Annotated in this window: 11 protein-coding genes; 4 read left to right on the top strand and 7 right to left on the bottom strand. The window is 60.0% G+C overall.

What is annotated here, in order from left to right; all coding sequences use genetic code 11:
- Positions 1 to 65: 65 nt before the first annotated feature.
- From H4W29_RS31525 to H4W29_RS31515, 3 genes are all read left to right on the top strand, one after another.
- A complete protein-coding gene (locus H4W29_RS31525) occupies positions 66 to 380 on the top strand; it encodes a plasmid stabilization protein (RefSeq protein ID WP_192732671.1) in 315 nt (104 codons plus the stop codon).
- Between the two features lie 71 nt (positions 381 to 451).
- Positions 452 to 742, top strand: coding sequence for a DUF3175 domain-containing protein (locus H4W29_RS31520; RefSeq protein WP_192732670.1), 291 nt, complete (start codon positions 452 to 454; stop codon positions 740 to 742).
- 17 nt (positions 743 to 759) lie between these two features.
- On the top strand, positions 760 to 1494 hold the full coding sequence (locus tag H4W29_RS31515; RefSeq protein ID WP_192732669.1) for a glutathione S-transferase: 735 nt from the start codon (positions 760 to 762) through the stop codon (positions 1492 to 1494).
- 108 nt (positions 1495 to 1602) lie between these two features.
- On the opposite strand, the gene H4W29_RS31510 is transcribed toward H4W29_RS31515, so the two are convergent.
- The 6 genes from H4W29_RS31510 to H4W29_RS31485 all read right to left on the bottom strand — a co-directional run bounded on the left by H4W29_RS31510 (position 1603) and on the right by H4W29_RS31485 (position 8540).
- Positions 1603 to 2613, bottom strand: coding sequence for a DNA topoisomerase IB (locus H4W29_RS31510; RefSeq protein WP_192732668.1), 1011 nt, complete (start codon positions 2611 to 2613; stop codon positions 1603 to 1605).
- A gap of 17 nt (positions 2614 to 2630) precedes the next feature.
- Entirely contained in the window at positions 2631 to 4787 is a 2157-nt protein-coding gene (glgX, locus tag H4W29_RS31505; protein WP_192732667.1) for a glycogen debranching protein GlgX, read from the bottom strand.
- Positions 4788 to 4868: 81 nt separating this feature from the next.
- Complete coding sequence (locus tag H4W29_RS31500; RefSeq protein WP_192732666.1) at positions 4869 to 5663, bottom strand: SDR family NAD(P)-dependent oxidoreductase; 795 nt, start codon at positions 5661 to 5663, stop codon at positions 4869 to 4871.
- A 270-nt stretch (positions 5664 to 5933) separates the two neighbouring features.
- Complete coding sequence (gene pcaF, locus H4W29_RS31495) at positions 5934 to 7136, bottom strand: 3-oxoadipyl-CoA thiolase (protein WP_192732665.1); 1203 nt, start codon at positions 7134 to 7136, stop codon at positions 5934 to 5936.
- A 10-nt stretch (positions 7137 to 7146) separates the two neighbouring features.
- Entirely contained in the window at positions 7147 to 7836 is a 690-nt protein-coding gene (locus H4W29_RS31490; protein WP_192732664.1) for a CoA transferase subunit B, read from the bottom strand.
- Positions 7833 to 8540, bottom strand: coding sequence for a 3-oxoacid CoA-transferase subunit A (locus H4W29_RS31485; protein WP_192732663.1), 708 nt, complete (start codon positions 8538 to 8540; stop codon positions 7833 to 7835). Before H4W29_RS31485 ends, H4W29_RS31490 begins: the two co-directional genes overlap by 4 nt.
- Positions 8541 to 9038: 498 nt before the next feature.
- Between H4W29_RS31485 and H4W29_RS31480 the strand changes: the two genes are divergently transcribed.
- Positions 9039 to 10718: a Na/Pi cotransporter family protein gene (locus H4W29_RS31480; protein WP_192732662.1), complete on the top strand. Its 1680-nt coding sequence runs from the start codon at positions 9039 to 9041 to the stop codon at positions 10716 to 10718.
- A gap of 501 nt (positions 10719 to 11219) precedes the next feature.
- Here the strand turns inward: H4W29_RS31480 and H4W29_RS31475 are convergent.
- Positions 11220 to 11642: a YbaN family protein gene (locus H4W29_RS31475; protein ID WP_210332392.1), complete on the bottom strand. Its 423-nt coding sequence runs from the start codon at positions 11640 to 11642 to the stop codon at positions 11220 to 11222.
- Positions 11643 to 11655: the final 13 nt, after the last annotated feature.

Genomic DNA, 11655 nt, shown 5'->3' with positions numbered 1-11655 from the left:
GGTACGACCTCGGAACTTTTTGGATAGCAAATGGTTGGGCCTCATTCGAACCGAAGGAGGCAGCCATGCCGAGAGGTGACAAATCCGCTTATACTGACAAGCAGAAGAGAAAGGCCGAGCATATCGAGGAAGGTTATGAGGACCGCGGCGTATCCCAAGGGGAGGCTGAACGCCGTGCATGGGCAACCGTCAACAAGGAAAGCGGCGGCGGCAACAAATCAGGCTCCGGGCGCGGCAAGAAGGATACGAACGAATCCTCCGAAAAGGGCGGACAGATCGGCGGCCGCGCCTCTGCATCGCGCTCGAAGGAAGAACGTTCCGCTTCCGCCAAGAAAGCAGCCGCCACTCGTAAGCGCAACGAACACCGCGCCCATCACTGACGCACCATCAGACACCAACAACGCGGCAGGTGGCCTCGCGCCGCATGCCGCTGCCGTAAAGGACAATCGCAATGGCGAAGAGCAAGAAGAAATGGTCACAGGGTGTCACCGAAAACAGTGACGCCTTGGACCTCAAGGAAGGTGTCTTCACGTCCAACGATCCGAAGAAGATCGCCGATTCCCTCAAACATTCGGCCGAAAACAGTGACCGGCGCAAATCAAGCCCCTTCCGGTCAGCCATGTCGATGTTGAATTTCTACATCAATCGCGCCGGAGAGCAGTTGACGAAGAAGCAGAAGGGCACACTTGAAAAGGCGAAGGACGAACTGCGCAAGGATTTCGGCCGCGAAACAAGACGTTAAAGACATTATGAGGGCATATGACTTACGAGCTTTATTATTGGGACGGCATCCAGGGCCGTGGGGAATTTGTGCGACTGGCGCTCGAGGAAGCCGGTGCCGACTATATCGACATTACTCGCCAATCCGGCCGCGGGCGTGGCACTGGCGCGATGCTGAGCGTCATGCGGAGCGATAGCGAAGCCCATATTCCCTTCGCCCCACCCTTCCTCAAGGACGGCGATCTCATCATCCCCCATGTCGCCAACATTCTTCTGTATCTCGGCCCCAAACTCGGACTGGCACCTGATGATGAAGGGCTGCGCTATGTCGTAAACGGGTTGCAGCTCACGATCACCGATTTCGTCGCCGAGGTGCATGACACGCATCATCCGATCGCCACCTCGCTCTATTACGAAGACCAGAAGGAAGAGGCGAAGGCCCGCTCAGCCGATTTCATCAAGGAGCGCATCCCGAAATTCCTCGGCTATTTCGAACGCGTGCTGCAGCAGAATCCGTATGGCGCCAAACATGTAGCCGGCGATGCACTGACTTATGTGGACTTGTCGCTCTTCCAGATCGTCGAGGGTCTCGTTTATGCCTTTCCAAAGGCGATGAGCAGCTACCGCAGTAAATATCCGCTGCTTGCCACCCTCCATGACAGCGTCGAACATCGCCCCAACATCGCCCGCTATCTGAAATCCGACCACCGCTTGCCTTTCAGCACGGAAGGCATTTTCCGCCACTATCCGGAACTCGACATGGAGGCGTCCTGAACCTGTTTTCGTTTTGATTTTTCAAAGAGATCGAGGAAGACCGCCACGAGAAGCGCGCCACCTGACGCTTACGCTCCTGTTAGACGCGCTACACGCGCTTCTTTTTGCTCACTCGGGAATGGTGTGGCATGTCAGGAAATCCAGCATGCGGTTCTCATCCGCCCGAAGCCCACGCAGGGGCTCGCTACTGCCCTCCTCCAGCGTCTCATCCTTGGCTGAAAGCGCAATGATTGCCGGGTGGATGTAACTGGAGCGCGAGATCGCCGGCGTATTATGCAGGATTTCCGCCGCAGCTTCCGACATTTCCTTGACGGTCGGCCGTCGTCCTTCTGATATTGCGCAGCGCGCCGCACCGAAAGCGGCAAGCGAACCTGCCCATGTGCGGAAGGTCTTGGCGGAAATGGCAATGCCCGAGATGTCAGCGAGATAGGCATTCAGCCGGCCGGAATCGATCGGTTTCAGTGCACCTGCCTCGTCTTTCCAGACGAAGAGCTGCCTGCCCGGCAAATCGGCGATCTCTTCCAATATCTTCTGCAGGCGTGGATGTTTGAGGCTGCGCTGTACGCGCTTGCCGCCCTTGGCACGGAATTTCAATTCGATGCGACCGTCAACGATCTTCAGATGGCGCTTCAGCAGCGTTGTGGCACCATAGGTATCGTTCTCCTTCACATAGGCCTGGTTGCCGACGCGCAGATGCGCTTCGTCGAGCAATATCGTCAGCGCTGCGAGCACGCCGTTGATGTCCTCCGCGCCGGTATCGAGATGGCGCAGCACCGTCCGCCGGATCTTCGGCAGCGCATTGCCGAATTCGATGAGTTGATGGAATTTTCCTGTGCTGCGGAAGGCCTGCCAGTCCTTGTGGTAGCGGTATTGTTTGCGGCCGCGGACATCGAAGCCGGTGGCCTGCAGATGACCGTTTTCATCGATGCAGATCCACACATTTTTATAGGCCGGCGGCAGGCCGAGCGCATGGATGCGTGCCCGCTGGATCTCGTCGGCCAGTGTCTTCCCGTCTGGCAGCGTGTAGCTGAAGCCCTTGCCCTTTCGTCGTCTGCGGATACCCGGTTCGGTATCGCTGACATAAATCAGACCAAGCTCGGTAATGACGTCGGCATTCATTGATTGCTACTGATCCGTCACCTGCTCCGCCGACCGAAGTGGAACCACCTGCGCCGTTCGGCCTTGCTTGCATCCTTTGGCGGCTGGGTCTGCCCCTTCGGCGCAAAGACTGCAATGCTTTGGGCATAGACGATCACCGGCCCCGCCTGCTCATGAAGTTTGAAAGCATCCTCTTCAGCGCCGGTATCGAGTACACGCGCCCAGTGCTTCAGACCGTTGACCTCGGGCAAATGCACTTCGCAATCGCCACCGGCATTGAAGACCAGATAGAGATCATCCATCTCCTCGGTATCGGGGGAATGCGCACTCTTCGAGAGATAGACCCCGAGCACTTGCAACCCAGCATCATTCCAGGCACCGTCATCCATGAAACTGGCGTCCGGCTTGTACCAGGCGATTTCGATACGGCCATCCTCGGTACTGTCGCCCGTCAGAAAGCGCTCCTGCCTCAGCACCGGATGCGCCTTGCGGAACGCGACGACCTTGCGGCAGAAGTCAAGGAACGGATCATCAAGGCCGTCCCATTTCGTCCAGCCAATCTCATTGTCCTGACAGTATGCATTGTTGTTGCCGATCTGGCTGTTGCCGACCTCATCGCCGGCAAGGATCATCGGCACGCCCTGCGAGAGCATCAAGGTTGCCATCATGTTGCGGCGGCGGCGCGCACGTAGCCTGTTGATGTCCTCGTTATCGGTCGCGCCCTCGGCACCCATATTGTCCGAATGATTGTCTGAATGACCGTCCCTGTTGTCTTCGCCATTTGCCTCATTGTGCTTGTCGTCGAAGGAAACCGTATCCATCAGCGTGAAGCCGTCATGTGCCGACAGCAGATTAATTGATGATGTCGCCCCGCGATCCGAGTGATTGAACTGCACCGCCGAGCCCGTGATGCGCTGCGAGATCTCCGACACCATTCCGCCGTCTCCCTTCCAGAAGCGGCGTACATCGTCACGGAACTTATCGTTCCACTCGCGGAAAGGATGCGGGAAGCCGCCGACCTGATAGCCGCCGGCCCCGACATCCCAGGGTTCGGCGATCAGCTTGACCCCGGCAAGGATCGGATCCTGGCGGATTGCGCCGAAGAACAGGCCCTGCCGGTCAAATTCCAGATCCTGGCGGCCGAGCGTGCTGGCAAGATCGAAGCGGAAACCATCGATATGCATGGCGCCGACCCAGTAGCGCAGGCTGTCCAGCACCATGCGCATGACCATCGGATGAGCGACGTTCAGCGTATTGCCGGTACCTGTCGTATCGAAAGTATGGCGCGGATCGTCGGGCGAGAGGATGTAGTAGCTTGCGTTGTCGAGACCGCGGAAAGACATCGTCGGCCCCTTCTCGCTGCCCTCGGCCGTGTGGTTATAGACGACGTCCATGATGACTTCCATGCCGGCGGCATGGAACTTCCTCACCATGGTCTTGATCTCGGTGATCTTGTCACCCGAGAGATAGCGTGCCTGCGGTGCGAAGAAACCGAGCGTCTGGTAGCCCCAGTAATTCGTGAGCTTCTTCTCTTCCAGATAGCGGTCGTTCGGGAAGAACTGGATCGGCAGCAGCTCGATCGCGGAAATGCCGAGCTTTACAAGATGATCGATGATCGGATCGCTGCACATGCCGAGGAAGGTGCCGCGCAATCTGTCCGGCACTTTTGGATGCAGCATCGTCAGTCCCCGGACGTGCGCCTCATAGATTATCGTTTCCGGCCATGGCCGCCGGATCGCTTGTTCACCGGCCCAGTCGAAATCCGGATCCTGAACGACGCCCTTGACCATGTAAGGCGCGCTATCGCGCTCATCGAAAGAAAGATCGTCCTTGCCGATCGTATACCCATAGAGCGCGTCGTCCCATTTGAGGTCGCCGTGCACCTGTTTGGCATAGGGATCAAGCAGTAGCTTGTTGGCATTGAAGCGATGGCCGTTTTTCGGATCGTAGGGACCGTGCGCGCGGTAGCCGTAGACCGTCCCTGGACCGAGGCCGGCGATGTAGCCCGACCAGATATCACCCTCGCGCTTCGGCAGCGGCAGCCGGGCAATCTCTTTCTTGCCGTCGGGAGAGAACAGGCAGAGCTCCACCTGTTCTGCGTGTGCGGAGAAAACCGCGAAATGCGTGCCTGAACCAATATATTCCGCCCCCAGCTCCGGTTTCAGGAAGTCGAGTTCGGAAAAGGAAAAGCTCATGACGCCTCCGCTTGATGAATGGCCAAGCGGGAAACGTCATTGCAGTGCGAAAGTTCCGTAAATTGCCATCCTTACAGCCCATCAGGGCATCAGCTGGCCGCCATTGACCTCAATGATCTGACCGGTGATGTAACCTGACAAGGTCGGCGAGGCGAGAAAGAGATAAGCGCCGACGCAATCTTCCGACGTGCCGACGAAGCCCATTGGAATCGACTTGCGCTGCAATTCCATCTGCTCGTCATTCGTATAGCGCTCGTGGAAGGGCGTTGCGATGACGCCCGGCGCGACCGCATTGACGCGGATCCTGTCGGCGACAAATTCCTTGGCGTGTCCGTGGGTGATCGTCGAAACAAAACCCTTGGATGCCGCATAGAGAATTGCGCCATTGCCGCCGCCGTTGCGCGCCGCAATCGAGGTCGTGTTGATGATGAAACCGCCCTGCTTCTTCAGCCAGGGATGGGCAGCGCGCGTCGCGGCGAGCACCGAACGGGCATTGAGGTTCATGACCTTTTCATAATGCTCATCGGTATATTCCGAAGTCGGCTTGCGGCCGAGCATGCCGCCGGCATTGTTGATGAGGCCATCGAGATGGCCGAAGGTCTTGGCCGTCTCTTCGACGACACGCTCCGTCTCACCTTCCCGCGAGACGTCGCCATGCACGAGATGAACGGTGCCGCCGGCTGCCCTGATCTCATCGGCAAGCTTTTCGGCCGGTTCACGGCTTGAATTGTAATGTACGCCGACCTTGGCGCCCTGCGCGGCGAAGGCGCGGGCGACGGCTGCGCCGATGCCTGTCGAGGCGCCGGTGATCAGCACAGCCTTGCCGGCAAGGTCTGGAATCTTGATGGATGCAAGCAGTTGAGCAAGATCTGCCATGGCGACGATAGCCTCCCGAAAAACCAAGGACATAGGTGATGAAACGATATGTGCCAGTCTTAGCAGGCGAGATCGCAGAAGGGCAATGCACGAAAGAGCGAGATGGGCATGCCTGCGGCAACGGGTGCTGCCGTTGACAAATGACCGATAGGCCATAGTCTCGGCCTCCGGCTCGCGGTGAGGGTTACCGTTCTCAAGACCTATTTCGGCGCGGAGGCACCGGCCCTGCGCAGCCAAATCATGATGCAGTCGATCCCCGAATAGGCCCGCTCAGACCCGTTCCAGCGCCACAGCAATACCCTGGCCAACGCCGATGCACATGGTCGACAGCGAATAACGACCGCCGGTTTGATCAAGCTCCAGTGCCGCGGTGCCGGTGATGCGAGCACCCGACATGCCGAGCGGATGGCCGAGAGCGATCGCACCGCCATTACGGTTTACGCGCTGATCGTCATCGGCAATGCCGAGCTCGCGCAGCACTGCGAGTCCCTGGCTGGCGAAAGCCTCGTTGAGTTCGATCACGTCGAACTGTTCCTGCTTCAGGCCGAGACGTGCCATCAACTTGCGCGAAGCGGGCACCGGGCCAATCCCCATGACGCGCGGCGGGACGGCCCCGGCCGCACCGCCGAGAATACGGGCAATCGGCGTCAGGCCATACTTTTTGGCCGCCGCTTCCGAAGCGATGATGAGGGCAGCCGCTCCGTCATTGACGCCCGAGGCATTGCCGGCCGTCACCGTACCGCCCTGACGGAAAGGTGTCGGCAGCTTGGCGAGCGCTTCCATGCTGGTTGCGCGCGGATGTTCGTCCTTCTCGACGATAACAGGATCGCCCTTGCGCTGCGGGATGCTCACCGAAGTGATTTCCTTGGCGAGCCTGCCGCTCGCCTGCGAGGCCGCAGCCTTCGCCTGCGAGCGCACGGCAAAGGCGTCCTGATCCTCGCGGCTCACCTTGTAGTCTTCGGCAACGTTCTCGCCGGTTTCCGGCATGGAATCGACGCCGTATTGCTTCTTCATCAGAGGATTGACGAAACGCCAGCCGATCGTCGTGTCGTGGATTTCGGCAGCACGCGAAAACGCGGTATCAGCTTTCGGCATCACGAAGGGCGCTCGCGACATGCTCTCCACACCGCCGGCGATCACGAGTTCGGCTTCGCCTGATCGGATGGCGCGCGCCGCGGTAATGACGGCATCCATGCCCGACCCGCAGAGCCGGTTGATCGTCGTGCCCGGCACAGACACCGGCAGGCCGGCGAGAAGCAGCGACATGCGCGCGACGTTTCTGTTGTCCTCGCCCGCCTGATTGGCGCAGCCGAAGACGACGTCATCGACCGCGTCCCAGTCGACGGATGCGTTCTTCGCCATCAGCGCCTTCAGCGGAATGGCACCGAGATCATCGGCACGCACGGACGAAAGCGAACCGCCATAACGGCCGATCGGCGTGCGGATATAATCGCAGATAAAGGCTTCGGTCATGGACTTATCCTCAGAGTTCGGGAACGACGAGATCGGTAACCGGCCCCTCGATATGGAGCGGTGCGCCGGTCATGGCCTGCAGTTCATCGAGGGACATCGCGGCAAGCTTCTCGCGCAGCACGAAACGCCCGTCCTTGATGTCGATGACGGCGTGGCTCGTATAGATGCGGGTGATGCAGCCGACACCCGTCAGCGGGAAACTGCATTTGTCGACCAGCTTCGGCTCACCATTCTTGGTGACATGTTCGGTGATGACGCAGACCTGTTTCGCACCATGCACCAGATCCATGGCGCCGCCGACGGCCGGCACGCCTTTGGCGCCGACGCGCCAGTTGGCGAGATCGCCATTTTGAGCGACCTGATAGGCCCCGAGGATCGCGACATCGAGATGGCCGCCGCGCACCATGGCAAAGCTGTCGGCATGATGGAAGAATGCCGCACCCGGCTTCAACGTCACCGCTTTCTTGCCGGCATTGATGAGGTCCCAATCTTCTTCACCTGATGGTGGCGCCTCGCCGAAGTTGAGGATGCCGTTTTCCGTGTGAAAGATCGCCTGCCGGCCCGGCGGCTGGTAGCGGGCGACCATTTCCGGAAAGCCGATACCGAGGTTCACATAGGCGCCGTCGGCGATGTCCTGCGCCGCCCGCCAGGCGATCTGGGCATTGGAAAGCTTGATGTCTTCTCTGGTGTCGACGGTCATATATAGGCCACCCCGGCTCGAATGAGCTCTTCTTCCTGTTGCGGATTGGCGATCTTGACGAGGCGGTCGACGAAGATGCCGGGTGTGACGACGTGCTCGGGATCGATGCCGCCGGCAGGCACGATGCTCGAGACCTGCGCGATCGTCTTGGCAGCCGCCATGCACATCAGCGGGTTGAAGTTGCGGCCGGCCTTGTTGTAGGTGAGGTTGCCGTGGACATCGCCGACCTGCGCCTTGACGATCGCGAAATCGGCCCTCAGCCAGCGCTCCTGCACATAGTGGCGGCCATCGAACTCGGCGATGACCTTGCCTTCTGCAAGTTCGGTCCCGTAGCCCGTCGGTGTGTAGAAAGCTGGAATGCCAGCCCCGCCGGCGCGGATGCGCTCGGCGAGCGTGCCTTGAGGCACCAGCTCCAGTTCGATTTGCCCGGCAAGATACCTGTCGGTGAAGGCACGCGGATCGGACGAGCGCGGGAAGGAACAAACCATCTTCCGCACCATGCCCGCATCGATCATGGCAGCGATGCCGATCCGGCCATTGCCGGCATTGTTGTTGATAACGGTGAGGCTCTTCGGTCCCTTGTCGATCAGGGCGTGAATGAGCTCGATCGGCGCGCCGGAGCCGCCGAAACCACCGATCATGACGGTGGCGCCATCGCCGATTTCGGAGACGGCTTCCGCCGCGCTCCTGATTGTCTTGTCCATGCTGGATCTCTCCTTGCCGGATGAGGCTTCCTCGTGCCTTCCGATGTGTAAGGAATAAGGCGAGAGCCAGTCGAACGGCAAGAGTTTTGTGCGATATTCGATCTTTGTTCATATAACGCACAAAAGCAATGGTGTTGCGCGACAAACGCGACCAAGCAGCACAAACCACGATTTCAGCGGCCGCAAGGTCGGCGTCTTCTTGAATATGTAACCATCCATCCGGCCGGCGGCTGTCGAGCAGCGTCGCGGCTTCGGCCACGGCGGAACCTTTATTGAGCACGACACACTCGCTGGCCGCTATGGCGGCCCAGGCCTTTTCGGCGTCATAGGCGCAATCGATGCTGGCGATATCCATGCCGCGTCTGGCAAGGTCGTAGACGAAATCCGGCTGCTCAGCCGCCTCGCGCGGCATAAAAAAGGAATCGCAACACAGGGTAGTATTCGCGTATGATCCCGCTTAGCGAACGCTAAAGGAAAACCGATGGCTGCGGGGCGCAGATGTCGACGGTAATTGCCATTCTCGGCGGCGTCGGGTTGTTCCTGCTCGGCATGACCGTCATGACCGACGGATTGAAGGCCCTGGCCGGCTCGGCGCTGCGCTCGGTCCTCGGCAAAGCGGCGGCCACGCCTCTCACAGGCGCCTTCTGGGGTGCCCTAATCACGCTGCTCGTGCAGTCGTCGAGCGCTGTGACGATGACGACGATCGGCCTTGTCAATGCCGGGCTGCTGACCTTCCCGCAGGGGCTTGGCCTCGTGTTCGGAGCCAATGTCGGCACGACGGGCACGGGCTGGCTGGTGGCGTTGCTCGGCGTGCGTGTCTCGCTGTCCGCCTACGCCCTACCCCTGATCTTTGCCGGCGCGCTGGCCAAGCTGCTTGGCGGCGGGCGAAGCGCGGCAGCGGGCAGCGCACTTGCAGGCTTCGCGTTGGTGCTCTACGGGCTCACAACCCTTCAGCAGGGCATGGGAGGCCTCGCTGAAAGCCTGCATCCATCCGATTTGCCCGCAGTACTCGGCGTGCCGGGAGTTGGCTGGATCTCAGGCTCGGTCGGCCTCCTGACCCTGATCGCCGTCGGCCTGGCGATGACCGCGGTCATGCAGTCATCGACGGCTGCCATCGCCGTCACGATTGCGGCTTTCTATGCCGGGGCGATCAGCCTTGAGCAGGGAGCGGCCCTGATCATCGGCCAGAATATCGGAACAGCGACGAGTTCCGCGTTGGCGGCCATCGGCGCCAGTTCGACGGCCAAGCGCCTCGCTCTTGCCTATGTGCTGTTCAAGGTCATAGCCGCACTCATTGCAATCGTCGCTTTTCCGTTTACCGCAGCGACGATGAGAGCGTTTGCCGCGTCAGTCGACGGGACGACGCTCCTGGCCGCTTACCACACAGCTTATAATGTCGTCGGAGTCGCGGTGCTCCTTCCGGCGACACAATGGTTCACCCACATCGTGGAGCGCATTCTGCCCTCCAGAGAGACACCGCTCGAACGTGCGCTTGATCCAAGCGCGCTCGTCAATCCGGTGATCGCGGTCGAAACAACCCGGCGCGTCGTGGCGGGGGTTCTCAACACGTCGGCGGCTTCAGTCGCCGCTGCCCTCTCGGACGAGGGTGCTCGTACGATGCAGGATAGCGCGGCAGCAGCCTCAGCACTCGCGCAGGCACAGGATTTTCTCTCCGAGCTGAAAGAGCCGCCCGAGACGGAAGAGGAGCGGCTGCGCATGACGAGCACGTTGCACGCGCTTGAACATGCCTCGAGGCTCGTGGAGATCCTTGGGGAAGGCGGCATTCCCGAACGGATGGCCGGGGTACCCGATGACTTTCGCGCCGCTGAGCTTTGCATTCAGGCGATGCGAGCGACGCAGATGGTTGGTGAATCGATTACCGCAGAATCTGCGCTTACGGCGCGGGCGGAACCGATTGGCTGGACCGTTTCGGCTGAGGTCGACGCCTCGTTCGCAAACATTGAACGCGCGGCGAAGGACCTCGACGCCATGCAGCGCGATCACCGCGCCGAGACCCTCGCCGCCGTCGCACCCGGAAAATTGACTGCCGCCGAAGCATTTGCCCGCGTCGACGCCGTCCGGCGGCTCGACCGGATCGCGCATCATGCCTGGCGCTCGGCGACGCATCTCCTGGGCCGACATGAACACACGGAAGAGGCGATCGACCGGCGAGCGTGACAATCGAAACCAGTGGTCCGACCAGACACACCGCAATGAGAGGGGAAAACGATGGTTCAGTTGACGATAGCGACAGGTGCGAGCGCAACTAAGCTGCTCTACAAGCGCCGAGCTCAATTTAAATCGAGCCCGTCGCGCCTTCGGACTTAACGTCCTCTGGCTTCCCGCGATGTGGGCAGCGTCGTGCTTTCCCAATGCCACTCGACATTTCCGGGCACAAACCCGAGCTTGGGGTTCCTGCGACCAATAATTCGACGGCTTCCGGTGTTAGGCGCCAAGTGGTCGATATCCGTCAGAAAGGCGTCAAAACTGTCACGCCAGCGCGGATCGATATGATGGTCGGACGAAAGCATGCGTCGATACTGTTCCCGAAGGAACTTGTGCTTATGAGTTTTTGGCATGGCGCTCAGATGGGAATGCTGGGATGTGGGAGCAATAGTGAGCGGGCCGTATAATTTGAGTTTACGTTCGTTGTAAAGTGCCTCTTGCCGGCAAAATAGATCAGCCGTCGCTTTCCTCCGGCTGGTTGAGCTCGGCGGAACCCGGCCGCGAAACGACGTAAGCAGCGCAAGCCAGGATCGATGCGCCGACGACGATCGCGAGGAAAATCGACGGCTTCGACGCAATCAGGAATACCGCGTATCCAACCGACATCCCTATCAACGCTAACATCTTGGATTTACGGGAAATCGCGCCGTTCTCGCGCCAGTCGCGCAACGGGCCGCCAAATCGACTATTCATCAGATGGGCCTCCAGACGCGGAGATGACCGGCTGAAGAACCACGCTGCCAGGATAAGGAAAATCGTTGTCGGCATGAGCGGAAGGATGGCGCCGATAATTCCAAGACCGACCATCACAAGACCAAGGCAAAGGTAGACGACCCGCTGCAGTGCGCTGCGCGATGGACCCGGCGTAAAATTCAATTCACATACTCCC

The sequence above is a fragment of the Rhizobium viscosum genome (genome assembly GCF_014873945.1).
GTDB lineage: Bacteria > Pseudomonadota > Alphaproteobacteria > Rhizobiales > Rhizobiaceae > Rhizobium > Rhizobium viscosum.
The sequence above is the reverse complement of the archived record's forward strand: the minus strand, read 5'-3'. Positions and strand labels throughout refer to the sequence as shown.